At 62.7% G+C, this 14,611-nt stretch carries 12 protein-coding genes; 7 read left to right on the top strand and 5 right to left on the bottom strand.

Annotated elements, in window-relative coordinates:
• Position 1: 1 nt before the first annotated feature.
• Positions 2 to 961, bottom strand: a complete 960-nt coding sequence (locus tag ACFORG_RS21300) for an NAD(P)-dependent oxidoreductase (RefSeq protein WP_386737606.1) — start codon at positions 959 to 961, stop codon at positions 2 to 4.
• Between the two features lie 212 nt (positions 962 to 1,173).
• A complete protein-coding gene (locus ACFORG_RS21295; protein ID WP_386737593.1) occupies positions 1,174 to 2,724 on the bottom strand; it encodes an acetolactate synthase large subunit in 1,551 nt (516 codons plus the stop codon).
• Positions 2,725 to 3,032: 308 nt separating this feature from the next.
• Here ACFORG_RS21295 and ACFORG_RS21290 point away from each other — a divergent pair, with 308 nt between their 5' ends.
• Genes ACFORG_RS21290 through selD form a run of 7 tightly spaced genes read left to right on the top strand, consistent with a single transcriptional unit; the run spans position 3,033 to position 11,124 of the window.
• Positions 3,033 to 5,909, top strand: a complete 2,877-nt coding sequence (locus ACFORG_RS21290) for a monovalent cation/H+ antiporter subunit A (RefSeq protein WP_386737592.1) — start codon at positions 3,033 to 3,035, stop codon at positions 5,907 to 5,909.
• 1 nt (position 5,910) lies between these two features.
• On the top strand, positions 5,911 to 6,261 hold the full coding sequence (locus ACFORG_RS21285; RefSeq protein ID WP_386737591.1) for a Na+/H+ antiporter subunit C: 351 nt from the start codon (positions 5,911 to 5,913) through the stop codon (positions 6,259 to 6,261).
• Complete coding sequence (locus tag ACFORG_RS21280) at positions 6,258 to 7,805, top strand: monovalent cation/H+ antiporter subunit D (protein ID WP_386737590.1); 1,548 nt, start codon at positions 6,258 to 6,260, stop codon at positions 7,803 to 7,805. The genes ACFORG_RS21285 and ACFORG_RS21280 overlap by 4 nt, the downstream gene beginning before the upstream one ends.
• Positions 7,802 to 8,299 carry a Na+/H+ antiporter subunit E gene (locus ACFORG_RS21275; RefSeq protein ID WP_386737589.1) on the top strand — a complete coding sequence of 166 codons (498 nt, stop codon included), beginning with the start codon at positions 7,802 to 7,804 and terminating at the stop codon, positions 8,297 to 8,299. The genes ACFORG_RS21280 and ACFORG_RS21275 overlap by 4 nt, the downstream gene beginning before the upstream one ends.
• Entirely contained in the window at positions 8,296 to 8,565 is a 270-nt protein-coding gene (locus ACFORG_RS21270; protein ID WP_386737588.1) for a K+/H+ antiporter subunit F, read from the top strand. Before ACFORG_RS21275 ends, ACFORG_RS21270 begins: the two co-directional genes overlap by 4 nt.
• Before the next feature lie 7 nt (positions 8,566 to 8,572).
• Positions 8,573 to 8,959 (top strand): Na+/H+ antiporter subunit G, encoded by a 387-nt coding sequence (locus ACFORG_RS21265; protein ID WP_386737587.1) that lies wholly within the window; start codon positions 8,573 to 8,575, stop codon positions 8,957 to 8,959.
• A gap of 8 nt (positions 8,960 to 8,967) precedes the next feature.
• The gene (selD, locus tag ACFORG_RS21260; protein WP_386737586.1) at positions 8,968 to 11,124 is read left to right on the top strand and encodes a selenide, water dikinase SelD; all 2,157 of its coding nucleotides are present in this window, start codon (positions 8,968 to 8,970) and stop codon (positions 11,122 to 11,124) included.
• On the opposite strand, the gene mnmH is transcribed toward selD, so the two are convergent.
• Genes mnmH through ACFORG_RS21245 form a run of 3 tightly spaced genes read right to left on the bottom strand, consistent with a single transcriptional unit; the run spans position 11,121 to position 14,516 of the window.
• Positions 11,121 to 12,173 carry a tRNA 2-selenouridine(34) synthase MnmH gene (gene mnmH, locus ACFORG_RS21255; protein ID WP_386737585.1) on the bottom strand — a complete coding sequence of 351 codons (1,053 nt, stop codon included), beginning with the start codon at positions 12,171 to 12,173 and terminating at the stop codon, positions 11,121 to 11,123. The genes selD and mnmH overlap by 4 nt on opposite strands.
• Positions 12,174 to 12,220: 47 nt before the next feature.
• Complete coding sequence (locus ACFORG_RS21250; RefSeq protein ID WP_386737584.1) at positions 12,221 to 12,886, bottom strand: SOS response-associated peptidase; 666 nt, start codon at positions 12,884 to 12,886, stop codon at positions 12,221 to 12,223.
• A 52-nt stretch (positions 12,887 to 12,938) separates the two neighbouring features.
• A complete protein-coding gene (locus tag ACFORG_RS21245; RefSeq protein WP_386737583.1) occupies positions 12,939 to 14,516 on the bottom strand; it encodes a bifunctional metallophosphatase/5'-nucleotidase in 1,578 nt (525 codons plus the stop codon).
• Positions 14,517 to 14,611 lie beyond the last annotated feature (95 nt).

The following is a 14,611-nucleotide window of genomic DNA, read 5'->3' as shown; positions in this document are numbered from 1 at the left end:
CCTACTCGGCCGCTCTGCGGCTCTGCGGGACGACTTCATAGCCCGGCTCCTCGGGCTCGTCATCGGTCATTTCGGGCGGAAAGCCAGGAGCTCGGATATCCAGCCCGGTGGCGTCTTCCAGTCGCTTGATGATGTTGGGTGAAAGTTCACGCGGGCCGAAGCGCGCGATCCCGTCGTCAAAGATGCGGATCATCATGGGGTTGATCTCGAGCGGGACACCTGCCCGGTCGGCAACCTGCTGGAACAGGCCGATATCCTTCTTGACCAGGTCCATCGTGAACGAGATGTCCCGCGAACCGTTCAATATCACCTGGCTTTCGGTTTCATGTACGAATGAAGTGCCTGACGAAATGCGGATCGCCTCGTAGGCCGTTCCCAGATCCATGCCCGCCGCCTTGGCCGTGACAAGCGCCTCGCAGCAGGTCAGAAGGTTCGCGGTGGCAAGGTAATTGGTGATGACCTTCAGGATGGATGCCGAGCCCAGATCGCCGGTGTGCAGGATACGACGCCCCATGGTTTTCAGTAGCGGCGCCACATGCTTGAAACTCTCCCGGTCGCAGCCCGCGAAGATCGAGATGTTGCCGGTATCCGCCCGGTGGCACCCGCCGGAAACCGGGCAATCGACGGCCGCACCACCCTTTTCGATGACAAGCGCACCCAGTCGCTGCACTTCGGCCTCGTCGGTCGTGGACATCTCGAGCCAGGTCTTGCCAGATCGGACCTCCGGCAGCATCTGGATGACGACCGCGTCAGACGCGGCAGGCGATGGCAGGCACGTGATCACCACATCGCAATCGCGCATGATCTGCGCTGGCCCTTGGCCAGCACGCGCTCCACGGGCGACGAACCGTTCCACCAGTGCCGCGTCAAGATCGTGGACCGTCAAATCCACCCCGTTGCGCAGGAGCGAGCCTGCCAGTTTGCCGCCCACGTTACCCAGACCTATGAACCCGACCTTCATGCCGCCCGTCCTTCCCTGCATCTCTCCACTCCCATAACCCCATCATCCCAGGGAAGATGGGTCATGCCGCCGACCGACATGGTCACGTCGCATTTGCGGCGTCAGGGTGCCAAGAATGCAGGTCAGTGCAACCGCAGCGCGTCAGCGCTGCCTGGCCCAACGGAAAGCGTCGCATCTGTGATGCGGCGCTTTCGGGCGGGAGCATTCCTCGATCAGAGCAGAACCTCGATCAGGCGCGGCCCCTTGTTCGCGAAGGCCGACGCAAGCGCCTCGGCAAAGTCCTCCGCACGGTCCACACGCTCTCCGGCAACGCCCAGCGCGCGAGCCTGCGCGACCCAGTCGATCTCGGGCCGGTCGAGGCTCAGCATGTCCACCGCCCTCGGTCCGGCATTCTCGACACCCACGCCCTTCAACTCGCCCCGGAGGATGCGATAGCTTCGGTTGGCCCAGATAACCACGGTGATGTCCAGCTCTTCTCGCGCCATGGTCCATAGCGCCTGCGGCATGTACATGGCCGAGCCGTCGCCGGTGAGCGTCATCACCTTTCGGTCGGGGCAGGCGATGGCCGCACCGATGGCCACCGGCAGGCTGTAGCCGATCGAACCGCCGCAATTGTTCAGCCAAGTATGCGGTTTGGCGCCCAGCGTGGCGGGATGAAAACCGCGCCCCGTGGTGATGGATTCGTCAACGACGATCGCGCCTTCGGGGATGGATTGCCCAAGTACCGCGGCAAGCGTCTCCGGCGTCGCGGGGCCCGACACCGTTTCGGCCGCAAGCGGGGGCGCCAACGATGGTTGCTCACCGCTCGCCCCGAGCGCATCGACCAGCGCGGAAAGTGCTCCATCGAGGTCCGCGCAGGCATCGGCGAGAGTGATTATCTCGGCCCCTTCGCGCGTCAGGATGGCGGGTTTGCCGGGATAGGCGAAAAAGCCGATCGGCGGTTTCGACCCGACCAGAACCACGTTCCGGAATGGTGCGAGCGTTTCGAGCGCCTGATCGATCGGATAAGGAACCCGCGCGACCGGCACGCGCCCCGCCCCACGCTCAACCCGCGCGTTGGACCATTCGGACAAAAGCGCACATCCCGTCCGCGCAGCAATACGGCTGGCTTTTTCAAGGTTCTCCGCCGTCAGCGCCTCCCCTCCCAGCAACAAGAGGCTCTCCGGCCCGTCAAGCGCGCGCGCAGCCTGTTCCAGCAGGTCGTCTGAGATCTGCGTCCGCGCCGGAAAGGCGACAGGTTCGGCAACTCGCCCGCCGGACGTCCACGCCGTATCGGACGGCAGGATGAGGGTCGCAACCTGTCCGGGCGCGGCTTGCGCGGCGGCCACCGCCTCGGCCCCGTCGCGGCCCAGATCGGCTGCATGTTCCGATGTCCTGACCCAATGGGAAACCGGGCGCGCGAGCCCCTCGATATCTGCGGCAAGCGGAGCATCCAGCGCGCGGTGCGTCGCGGCGTGTTCGCCGACAATGTTCACCACGCCAGAGCCCGCCTTCTTGGCATTGTGCAGGTTGGAGATGCCGTTCGCGAGGCCCGGCCCCAGGTGCAGCAATGTCGAGGCCGGTCGTCGTGCCATGCGATAATACCCGTCGGCCGCGCCTGTCGCCACGCCTTCGAACAGGGCGAGCACCGGGCGCATTCCGGCGATGCGGTCGAGCGCGGCGACGAAATGCATCTCGGACGTGCCGGGATTGGTGAAACAGACCTCCACCTCGCTTGCGATCAAGGTTTCCACCAGGCTTTCGGCGCCGTTCATTTCGTTCATCCGCGACACTCCTTCCGCATAACGCTTTGGCGGCGACGTTAGAGCGACGACGCCGCAGGGTAAACCTTTGCCATTCGAAGTGTCGTGACGCACCATGAACGCCATTCGCCAGACGTTACTTGGCCCGTTCCCAGCCGGTTTTTTGTCAAACACGAGCCGCTTGATGCCTTACCAGGGCGCCGTTTTGACGGTTTCGCGGCCGGGGCGTTCGATTCCGGCCGGTCGACCCTTGCAATGGAGGAACGGGTCCTAAAATACTTATTGCCAATGCGTTTTGGATTAATCCCACCAACGGACGGAGTTCGCCGGTGTCCTTGTTTCTGATTGCGGCCCTGCCTTTCCTCGGGGCCGTATTCCCTGCCTTGCTGGTTCGGGCAGGCCGCGACGCGGCCGCCTCGGCAGCGGGGCTGACGACTCTCCTCGCTCTTGTCGGCCTTCTGATCAACGCTCCAGCAGTCATGCGGGGCGAAGTGGTTACAGCCCGGTTCGACTGGATTCCTGCCCTTGGGCTGAATGCTAATTTCTTCCTCGACGGGCTGGGCCTGCTTTTTGCGGGCCTGATCCTGGGGATCGGATTGCTGATCATTCTCTACGCCCGGTTCTACCTGTCGCGCGAGGATCCTGTCGGCCAGTTCTACACCTACCTGCTGCTGTTCCAAGGCGCGATGGTCGGCATCGTTCTAAGCGATAACATATTACTTTTGCTCATTTTCTGGGAACTGACCTCGCTGTCTTCCTTCCTGCTGATCGGCTATTGGAAGCATTTGCCCGAAGGTCGCCAAGGCGCGCGAATGGCATTGGCTGTGACCGGGTCGGGCGGGCTGGCGATGATTGCCGGGATGCTGATCCTCGGAAACATCGCGGGCTCCTACGATCTGAGCGTGATCCTGACGCAGAAAGAGGTGATCCAGGCCTCGCCTTATTACCTGCCCGCGCTGATCCTGATCCTATTGGGATGCTTCACCAAATCGGCGCAATTCCCCTTCCATTTCTGGCTTCCGCACGCGATGGCGGCCCCCACGCCCGTCTCCGCATACCTGCATTCGGCAACGATGGTGAAGGCCGGGCTGTTCCTGATGGCGCGGATGTGGCCGGTTCTGGCGGGGACGCAGGAATGGTTCTACATCGTTGCGACCACTGGTCTTGTGACAATGCTGCTGGGCGCGGTGATCGCGCTGTTCAAGGACGACCTCAAGGCGCTACTTGCCTTTTCGACAGTTTCGCATCTGGGCCTGATCACGATGCTTCTGGGCTTTGGCACGAAATTCGCGGCGGTCGTCGCGGTGTTCCACATCATCAACCACGCCACGTTCAAGGCCGCCCTGTTCATGAGCGCGGGCATCGTCGACCACGAGGCGGGCACCCGCGATATCAAGCGGCTGGGCGGTTTGCGGCACCTCATGCCGCTGACCTTCACCATCGCAACGGTAGCGGCGCTTTCCATGGCGGGAATTCCACCGTTCAACGGTTTCATCTCGAAGGAAATGATGCTGGATGCAGCGGTTCAAACGTCTTGGTTCAACTCCGATCTGATCGTACCTGTCTTGGTAACGGTGGCGGCGCTGTTCTCGGCGGCCTATTCGTTCCGCTTCGTCGCGCATGTCTTTATGGGCGACCAGCGCGACGATTATCCCCACCCGCCGCATGATCCGGGTCCGGGCCTGTGGCTGGCACCCGCCTTCCTTGTGCTGCTTGTCGTTTTGATCGGCCTGTTTTCCAAAGCCGTGGCCGGTCCCCTCGTTGCGGTGGCTGCATCGGCGGTGATTGGCGGGGCGGAACTGCCCTATTACTCGCTGAAACTGTGGCACGGGTTCACGCCTGCGCTTTACATGTCGATCGTTGCGGTTCTTGGTGGGATCATCCTTCTGGCGTTGCACCGCCACCTCGAGCGCGGTTGGAACGCGATGCGCAGGCCCGAAGCCAAGGAGATCTTCGACGCCCTGATCGGCGGCTTCACACGGTTCAGCCGATGGGTGACCGACGGGGTCCATAACGGTGTCCTCAGCCGTTATGCAGCGATCTTTGTCGTCTTCACCGTCGGTCTTGCCTGGTATGCCTATGCGACTGGTACGACAAGCATGCCGACACGCTTGCCGCTCGAGGCACCGCTGGTTCCGATCATCGGCTGGATCTGTCTGGTCGCCGCGACGCTGGCCATCATGTGGTTCCATCGCAACCGGCTGCTGGCACTGGTTCTGATCGGTGTCGTGGGCCTGATGGTTTCGATGGCTTTCAACTATCTGTCCGCACCGGATCTGGCACTGACGCAGATATCGGTCGAGGTGGTGACGATGATCCTGCTTCTGCTGTCGCTGAACTTTCTGCCAACCGAAACCCCGGTCGACAGTTCGCGGCGGCGCAAGATCCGCGACGCGCTGATCTCGATCGTCGCCGGCATCGGCAGCGGCGGGCTGATCTACGCGTTGATGACGCGCGATTTCGCCTTTCCGTCGATTTCGGACTACCATCTCGCCAACTCCTACAGTGGCGGTGGCGGCACGAATGTCGTCAACGTGATCCTCGTGGATTTCCGCGGGTTCGACACATTTGGCGAAATCATCGTTCTGGGCATCGCCGCGTTGATCATCTTTGCGCTGACGGAAAGCGTTCTGGCAACGAACGTCCGTGCCTACCTGCTCAATCGCAAACCGCATTGGCCGCAATCAGGTGACGCGCACCCGTTGATGATGGTGGTTGTCACCCGCGTGATGATGCCGATCGCCTTGATGGTCGGCGTCTACATCTTCCTTCGCGGTCACAACCAGCCGGGTGGCGGGTTCATCGCGGGTCTGGTCGTGGCTATTGCCGTGTTGATGCAGTACATGGCCAGCGGCTTTGCCTGGGCGACCGAACGTCAGCGCTTGCCCTATCACGGGATGATCGGCTGGGGCGTTCTTATCGCGGCGGCGACGGGATTGGGCGCGTGGTTCAACAACGTGCCATTCCTGACCAGCGACTTCACCTACGTGAACATAAATCCATTCGAAGAATTCGAGCTGGCGACGGCAATGCTGTTCGACCTTGGCGTATTCCTTGCCGTTCTGGGTGCGGTGATGCTCGCGCTGGAGAGCCTGTCGCGCTTTGCGTGGCAGCCGGGAATGGTCAGCGAGCACGCGATGGACATCAACCCGATGCGCGACGACCCGCCCGAGGCGGCCAGCAAAGACAGTGAGGGACAAGCCTGACATGGAGTTTCTACTTGCCTCCGCGGTGGGCGTCATGACCGCTGCGGGTATCTTCCTCATCCTTCGCCGCCGGACCTTCCCGGTGATCCTGGGCCTGTCGCTTGTGACCTACGCGGTCAATGCCTTTCTCTTTGCCACGGGGCGGCTGGCTTTGAACGCACCGGCCGTGCTCAACAAGTACGAGGACGTGGCCTATACCGATCCGCTGCCGCAGGCGCTGGTGCTGACGGCAATCGTGATCTCTTTCGGGATGACGGCAGTGATCGTGATGATTGCATTGAGCGCCTATCTCTCTGCCCGCAATGACCGGATCGACCTGCCGGTGTCCGAGGAAGCGGGGGAAGAGCGATGAATCACTGGATCATCGCGCCGGTCGTGTTGCCCGCGATCGTTGCGCCCTTCATTATCATGGTGCTGCGTCACCACCTCGACCTGCAGCGCATCTTCTCGGTTGCTGGCTGTCTGGGCCTGTTCGGCATTGCCGCCACGCTGGTCGTGCAGGCATCGACCGGCGAAATCCAGACCTATGAGCTGGGCAACTGGCCCGCGCCGTTCGGCATCGTTCTGGTTCTCGACCGGCTGTCCGCGCTCATGGTGGGGCTTACGGCACTGCTGGCGCTGCCTATCGTGCTATACGCAATAGGCTCGGGCTGGGATCAGAGAGGCGAGCATTTCCATGCCCTCTTCCAGTTCCAGCTGATGGGTGTGTGCGGGGCTTTCCTGACTGGTGACGCATTTAACCTGTTCGTGTTTTTCGAGGTTCTGCTGATCGCCTCTTATGGTCTGATGACCCATGGTGGAGGGGCTGTCCGGCTCAAGGCAGGTGTCCAGTACGTGACTTACAACCTGCTGGGTTCAACGCTGTTCCTGTTTGCACTTGGAACGCTCTACGCGGTCACCGGGACGCTGAACATGGCGGATCTGGCTGTGCGCGTCGCCGAGATGCCCGCCGAGGATACGGCCCTGCTGCGTGTGGGCGCGGTGTTGCTGCTGCTGGTTTTCTCGATCAAGGCGGCGGTCCTGCCGCTGCATTTCTGGCTGCCCGCCAGTTACGCCAACGCCCCCTTCGTGGTTGCGGCATTGTTCGCCATCATGACCAAGGTGGGCGCCTACTCGATCCTGCGGGTCTATACGCTGGTCTTTGGCCCGGAGGTCGAGGCAACGTCCGGCCTGATCGCTGCGTGGATGCTGCCGGCCGCGTTGGTAACGCTGGCAGTGGGTGCCATCGGCGTTCTGGGCGCACAACAGATCGGGCGGCTGATGGCGTTCGGGGTCATCACGTCGATGGGGACGCTGCTGATCGCCATCGCGCTTTTCACGCCAGAGGCCACGGCGGCGGGTCTTTACTATATCATGCATTCGACGCTGGCGGCCGCGCTGCTCTTTCTCGTGGCGGACATGGTGAACAACCGCCGGGGTGGAGCGGTCGCACCCACACATCCGATGCAGCAGTCGGGGCTGATCGCATCGCTGTTCTTCGTCGGCGCGATCGCCCTGGCGGGCATGCCACCGCTTTCGGGGTTCATCGGCAAGCTGCTGGTGATGGATGCGGCCCGCGAATCGCCCAATTACCAGATCGTCTGGGCGGTGATCCTTGTCAGTTCGCTGATCACGATCATCGGCATGGCGCGGGCGGGCTCGCAGATCTTCTGGAAAAGCCACGATGCCTCGGTCGCGCCTACGCCGGTTGACGATGGTGAAGATGTCATGCCGCTTCCCGCGCCGCCCGAACCGCAACCGGGGCTGGCCTTTGCTTCGGTGTTCGCACTGGTTGCGGGTCTCGGGGCGCTGACACTGTTCGCCGGTCCGGCCACGACATATACCGGCGGCATCGCATCCCAGCTCTTTGCGCCGCAGACCTATATCGACGCCGTGCTCAAGGGAGAGGGCGAATGAAACTGCTTCGACGGATTTTCCCGCACCCCCAACTTACGATCCTGTTGACGGGCGTATGGATGCTTATGGCGAACCAGGCCTCCTTGAACTCTTTGGTCTTCGGGCTTTTCCTGGGGATCGTCATCCCCTTCGTTGCACAGCCTTGGTGGCCTGACCGGCCACGCCTGCGAAACTGGCCCATGATCGTGGAATACATGCTGGTCGTGTTGTGGGATATCGTGGTGGCAAATGTCACCGTCGCCTACATCATTCTTTTCAAACGGGACGACGCGCGCGAGCCTAACTGGGTCGCCATCCCTCTGGACCTGCGCTCGCCCGAGGCGATCACGGTTCTGGCGGGCACGATCACCATGACGCCCGGCACGGTCAGCTGCGATCTCTCGGCGCAGGGACACAACCTGCTGGTTCACTGCCTCGATGCGCCCGATCCCGGTGCCGTTCGCGACAGTATCAAATCCCGCTACGAGCGCCGCCTGAAGGAGATTTTCGAATGATCCTCTACGCACTCTATTTCACGTTCTTCTGCTTCGGCGCGGCGGTCCTGATGTGCCTGTGGCGCATCATCACGGCCGACGGCGTCGGCACACGGGTTCTGGCGCTGGACACGATGGTCATCAACACGATCGCCCTGATGATCCTCTATGGCATCTCGGCAGGTACCGAGATGTTCTTTGAGGCCGCGATGATCATCGCGATGCTCGGCTTCGTGTCGACCGTGGCCTATGCGCGCTTCATGCTGCGCGGCAACATCATCGAGTGAGGCCGTAATGGACACAGCTTTGGAATTTCTGATCGCCTTGTTCCTGATCGTGTCGGGGATCTTCGGTTTCGTCGGCTCATATGGGATGATCAAGCTCAAGGACCCGATGTCGCGCCTGCATGCTCCGACCAAGGCAACGACGCTTGGCGTGGGCGGCGTTCTGATCGCGTCGATCCTGCATTCGGTGTTTTCCGAGGGGCGGCTTTCGCTGCACGAGTTGCTGATCACGCTCTTTCTCTTCCTCACCGCCCCGATCACTGCGCTGTTCATCGCCAAGTGGCACATTCACCGACATGAAAAGCCCGGGAACCTTCCCGGATGCGGAAGTGACGAGGTCTGGGCCACGCATGCCGTCGAGCAGGACGAGGATGTGCCCGGGCACAAGACGCGCTGAACGCCGCTATGCGCCACGCCCCGCTTCCCCTGACCCGCGACCTCGTGTTGGTAGGTGGCGGCCATACGCATGCGCTTGTGCTGCGAAAATGGGGCATGAACCCCTTGCCCGGCGTTCGGGTGACAGTGGTAACGCCGGGTCCAACGGCCCCCTATTCCGGGATGCTGCCAGGCTTCGTGGCAGGACATTATGCGCGCGAGGCGCTTGATATCGACCTTGTCCGCCTCGCCCGTTTTGCGGGCGCGCGCGTTGTGCTGGCCGAAGCCGATGGGATCGACCTTGCGCAGCGCCAGATCTGCGTTTCCGGGCGTCCCCCCATCGGTTTCGACGTGGTCTCGATCAACGTGGGCATCACCAGCGACATGCCTCGCCTGCCCGGTTTTGCAGAACACGCCGTTCCCGCGAAACCGTTGGGGCCGTTTGCATCCGCGTGGGAAAACTACCTGTCCGGCAGCGGCCCCGCCAAGGTCGCGATCATCGGTGGTGGGGTGGCAGGAGTCGAGCTCTCTATGGCGATGGCCCACGCCCTTCGTGAACGCGGAAGAGAGGCCATAGTCACGATTGTCGATGCGGGAACCGCCCTGCCCGGACTGGGCCAGAGCGCTGAAAAGCGTATGCGTGCGGCACTCGACAGATTGGGAGTTGTCCTTCTTGAAAACCGCAAGGTCACGTCGGTTTCCACCAAGGGCGTCGAAACCGATCAGGGCCTTATCGAGGCAGATTTCATCACCGGCGCAGCAGGTGCGCGCCCATACCCATGGATCACGAACAGCGCGCTCGAGCTTGAGCAGGGCTTCATCACGGTCGGGCCAACACTGCAATCGAGCGATACACACGTGTTCGCCGCGGGGGATTGCGCCTATCTGTCTCACGAACCCCGACCGAAGGCGGGTGTCTACGCCGTGCGCGAGGCGCCAATCCTGTTCGAGAACCTTCGTGCCGCGTTGGGTGGCAGTTCATTGCGCAGCTATCGGCCGCAGAAGGATTACCTCAAGCTGATTTCGCTGGGCCGAAAATCCGCGCTGGCCGAAAGGTTCGGGCTGACCCTCTCGGGCCCGCACATGTGGCAATGGAAGGACCGGATCGACCGCAAGTTCATGGACCAGTTCCGGGACCTTCCCCGGATGGAACCACCGCCCCTGCCCCGCCACCATGCGGCTGGCATGGCCGAAGCGCTGGGCGAAAAGCCGATGTGCGGCGGTTGCGGTGCCAAGGTGGGCCGGAACGCCTTGCAAGCGGCCCTTGCATCGCGTCCACCACCTGCGCGCGACGATATCTCCGCACTTCCGGGAGACGATGCGGCGCTGCTGCGCACAGGTGGTGCCCGGCAAGTGATCAGCACGGACCACTTGCGCAGCGTCTGCGAAGACCCTTTCGTCATGACCCGGATCGCGGCGGTGCACGCCCTCGGCGATATCTGGGCAATGGGGGCCGATCCTCAGGCCGCGACCGTGTCGATCATTCTGCCGCGCATGACGCCCGAACTGCAGGAGAGAACCATGGCGGAGATCATGGCCGCGGCCGACGAGACGCTGCGCGGCGCGGGCGCCGAGATCGTTGGTGGCCACAGCTCGATGGGCGACGAGATGACGATCGGATTTACCGTGACCGGGTTGCTTCAACGTGACCCGATTACACTGTCCGGCGCGCAGGCGGGTGATACGCTGATCCTGACCAAGCCACTGGGCAGCGGTGTGCTGATGGCTGCCGAGATGGCGGGCGCGGCGCAGGGCGCCGATGTTACGGCGGCCTACGCCCTGATGACACAGGCGCAGGCAAAGGCCGCTCGCATCCTAAAGGACGCGCATGCGATGACCGATGTGACGGGGTTCGGGTTGGCCGGGCATCTGGACGGGATATGCAAGGCCTCGGGCTGCGGCTCGACATTGGACCTCGATGCCATCCCGCTGATGCAGGGGGCCGAGGCGCTTGCCGAAGCAGGCACACGCTCCACCATTTTCGGCGAGAACCGGATGCTTGCCCCGGACCTGCCCCAGGGTGGCAAGGCGGACCTGCTGTTCGACCCGCAAACCGCCGGCGGCCTGCTTGCAGCCATTGCGCCCGAAAGTGTGGAGGATGTGCTGCAGGGTTTGACCGAAGCAGGCTATGCCGCTGCAAGGATCGGCGAGATCACGACAGGATCAGGGGTGCGCCTGAAGCGTTAGAAACGGTCGACCAGTTGCCCGATGCTTTCGGCCGCTTTCTGCAGGTCGTGTGACGATAGCGCCCTTGCGTCCACGCGCCCCAGAACACTGTGGCGGTGCACCTTGCGCGACGTGTCATAGGCTGGGTCATAATGCTCTTCCATCAACGCGCGCGTAAGCGCGTGCTTGTCATCCGACGCGATCAAAGCCAGCCAGCCGTCGACGATTGCATGACCCCGATGATGCCGCAGGGGTTCCAACCGCGCGCGCAGACGCTGCGGATCGGACAGGATGTCGTCATAGGCGCGGACAAGGTAATGCGTCCGCGCGTCTATCGGTGCCGTCACTTCGATGCGCGGCGCAGCACAAAGCGCTGACCACAGGCTCGGCGGCAGCAAACGTTCGCCGATCTTGGAGGATTCAGCCTCGACCACCACGGGGCTTGAGGGGTCGAGTGCGACCAGTCGTGCGGCGAGCCGCGACTCGAAGGCTTTCTGACTGGGCTGACCGCCCGGCATGCCCCCCAGAAGAGAGCCGCGATGATTGGCCAACCCTTCGAGGTCGAGCACCTGAACGCCCTGCCGATCCAGTTCGGCCAGAAGTTCGGTCTTGGCGGTTCCCGTGTAACCATCCAACGCCACCAGCCGATGCGGCAGCGAATCCTTGTACAGGTACCGGTTCACCAGCCGACGATAGGTTCGGTATCCGCCTTCGATCACCTCGGCACGCCAGCCGATTTGTTGCAATAGCCAGGTGAACGAACCCGATCTTTGACCACCGCGCCAGCAATAGACCAGTGGCCGCCAGCCACCTTCATGATGGCTCAACCTTTGTTCGACGTGATCGGCTGCGTTGCGAAACACCAGCGCAGCCCCCAGTTTCCGTGCCAGGAACGGGCTTTGCTGTTTGTAGATCGTACCGACGCGGGCGCGCTCTTCGTTGTCGAGAACGGGCAGGTTGATTGCCCCGGGCAGATGATCCTCGGCGTGTTCGGCCGGGCTGCGCACGTCGATCACGGTGTCGAACCCATGCGCGTAAAGCTCGGGCAGTGTTTTGAATGTCAAAGCCATGGCAGCGATCTAGCGCGCCCGGCGCGCGAGGGAAAGCCGCCCAACCGTCAGGCCTCCAGCGGTTCGATCAGGTCCGGCCCGCTGGCGCGGTTCGAATTCACTGCGGGATCGACGCGATGGAAGTCGAGAACCTCCTCCCCTCCCGGCTGCATAAGGGTGGCGGCACCTTTTCCGGCTTCACCCAGCCAAAGCGCCCAGTCATCCGCTTCGAGGATCAGCGGCATCCGGTGGTGGATCTGTCCCATGTGTTTATTCGCCTGGGTGGTGACGATCGCGCAGGTCCGCTGGCGGGCATCCTCGGGGCCCCAGTCCTGCCAGATCCCGGCAAAGGCAATGGGCGCCCCGTCGCTGCGCCGGATGTACCAGGGCACGCGTTTGCCATCGGCGTCCTTGGTCCATTCATAAAACCCCGTGGCCACCAGCAGGCAACGGCGATGGCGACAGGCATCGCGAAACGCGGGTTTCTCGGCAATGGTTTCGGCACGCGCGTTGATCAGCAGGGGACCGTCGGTTTCGGACTTGTACCAATGCGGGAGGAACCCCCAGCGCATCGACTGAAGCTGCCTGCCGCCTTCCCCGGCGCGGATCGCGTGAATCCGGTTCGTGGGGCAGACGTTGAAGTTCGGCACAGGCGGCAGGTCGTTCGCGGGCTGCGCCTCGAACAGTTGCGCCATGGCGTCGGGTGGCAGGGTTATCGCGAAACGTCCGCACATGGTCAGAGCCTAGGCAGAAACCGGGGGGAGAGCCAGACCCGGTGCAATCTGCTCAATCGCGCTGAATCCGGCCATCGGTGTAGGGTTGGTAGCGCCCTTGTTCGGCAAGATACTCGGCCACGACATCGGCAAGATCGGGGCCGTAGTCATAGGCGTTCTTGTCGTCGCCTGCGAACATCGCGTAGCCATCCCCGCCCCTGCGGACGAAGTTGTTGGTCACAACGAGGTAGATCTTGTCGGGAACGATCGGCTCATACCCGTCGCCGTTTGCCACCATGACCCCCGTCACGCGTCCGTCCCCCTCAGGTACCGAAGGGGTCCAGCGAAAAGTCATTCCGGCGACTTGCGGAAAACGGCCAGCCCCGTTTTCGACATCGCTGACGCCGTTCTCCAATGCCTCCAGCAGCGTCGCGCCCGTCACCTCGAAGGTCGACAGGGTATTCTGGAAGGGCAGAACCGTCATAACCTCGCCCATGGTGACCTCGCCCTCTTCGAAAGAGGCGCGCAAGCCGCCGGCATTGGTGATCGCGATCGTCACGCCCTGATCCGCGACGCGGGCCAGCATGGCATCGGCCACGAGGTTGCCCATCTCGCATTCCTGCTGGCGGCAGACATCGCGGTTGCCCTCGACCGGGGCCGCAACCTCTGCCACCCTGCGCGCGCGGATCTCGTCTAGCGGTATCGACAGATCGCCGATCCGGGCGAGGATTTCTTTGTCTTCGGCAACCGCCGCGTCCATGGTCAGCGGCTCGCCCTCGGCGCGGATCACGTTTCCAGCGTCGTCGAAGGTGACGACAAGTTCGCCAAGGAATTTGCCGTAGGCATAGGCCTGAACGATGGGCACCCCGTTGACCACCGTGGGATAGGGACCGACGGCATCGGGCGCCACGTTGGACAGGTAGGTGTTGGTATGCCCGCCGACGATCACGTCGACACCATGCGTTTCTGCGGCGATCCTTTGGTCCAGCCCATAGCCGGAGTGGCTTAGCACGACGATCTTGTCGATCCCGCGCGCCGTCAGCAAATCGACCTCACCCTGCAGGGCCGCAACGGGATCGGTGAACAGGACGTTCGGTCCGGGTGACGCAAGATCGTGCGTGTTGGCGGGCGTCAGCCCGACAAGGCCGATCTGGTGTCCGCCTATCTCGATCACGGTGGACCCTTGGATAGCGTCGGCAAGGAACGGCTCTTGCGTCACATCTGCATTTGACATGAGCACGGGAAAATCGACCGCGTCCATGAAGGCGCGCAGAACCTCCGGCCCGTCGTCGAATTCGTGATTCCCGACCGTCATCGCGTCATATCCCAGCCGGTTCATCATTTCGGCCGCCATCCTGCCCTTGTAATGGGTGTAGAACAGCGTGCCCTGGAACTGGTCGCCGCCATCGACAAGGATGGAATGGTCGGCCCGGGCCCTTGCATCCCGGATCGCCGTGATTAGGCGCGCGGTCCCGCCAAAGCACACGCCTTCGTCATTGTCTGCTGCGCTGCAGGTGCTGTCGAAGCGCGAGATCGGCTCGAACCGGGCATGGAAATCGTTCGTGTGCAGGATGGTCAATGTGAAATCCGCCGCCGCGCTGCCTGCTCCGATGCAGACTGCGACCGCCGCGCCCAAGAATGCCTGTTTCATGCCGACCTCCCGCTTTCTGCTCCGATGGTGCTGCGCGCGGGGCATCGTGTCAAACGGCTTGCGCCGGATACGGCATCAGGCTTGATTCCCCGCCC

Source organism: Lutimaribacter marinistellae, from assembly GCF_042648365.1.
Classification (GTDB): domain Bacteria; phylum Pseudomonadota; class Alphaproteobacteria; order Rhodobacterales; family Rhodobacteraceae; genus Lutimaribacter_A; species Lutimaribacter_A marinistellae.
Note: the sequence above shows the minus strand (reverse complement) of the source record. Positions and strands in the feature narration are given on the sequence as shown.

Coding starts and splice junctions, on each gene's coding strand:
- ACFORG_RS21300 (WP_386737606.1), bottom strand. CDS start 961: ATGAAGGTCGGGTTCATAGGTCTGGGTAACGTGGGCGGCAAACTGGCA.
- ACFORG_RS21295 (WP_386737593.1), bottom strand. CDS start 2,724: ATGAACGAAATGAACGGCGCCGAAAGCCTGGTGGAAACCTTGATCGCA.
- ACFORG_RS21285 (WP_386737591.1), top strand. CDS start 5,911: ATGGAGTTTCTACTTGCCTCCGCGGTGGGCGTCATGACCGCTGCGGGT.
- ACFORG_RS21280 (WP_386737590.1), top strand. CDS start 6,258: ATGAATCACTGGATCATCGCGCCGGTCGTGTTGCCCGCGATCGTTGCG.
- ACFORG_RS21275 (WP_386737589.1), top strand. CDS start 7,802: ATGAAACTGCTTCGACGGATTTTCCCGCACCCCCAACTTACGATCCTG.
- ACFORG_RS21270 (WP_386737588.1), top strand. CDS start 8,296: ATGATCCTCTACGCACTCTATTTCACGTTCTTCTGCTTCGGCGCGGCG.
- ACFORG_RS21265 (WP_386737587.1), top strand. CDS start 8,573: ATGGACACAGCTTTGGAATTTCTGATCGCCTTGTTCCTGATCGTGTCG.
- selD (WP_386737586.1), top strand. CDS start 8,968: ATGCGCCACGCCCCGCTTCCCCTGACCCGCGACCTCGTGTTGGTAGGT.
- mnmH (WP_386737585.1), bottom strand. CDS start 12,173: ATGGCTTTGACATTCAAAACACTGCCCGAGCTTTACGCGCATGGGTTC.
- ACFORG_RS21250 (WP_386737584.1), bottom strand. CDS start 12,886: ATGTGCGGACGTTTCGCGATAACCCTGCCACCCGACGCCATGGCGCAA.
- ACFORG_RS21245 (WP_386737583.1), bottom strand. CDS start 14,516: ATGAAACAGGCATTCTTGGGCGCGGCGGTCGCAGTCTGCATCGGAGCA.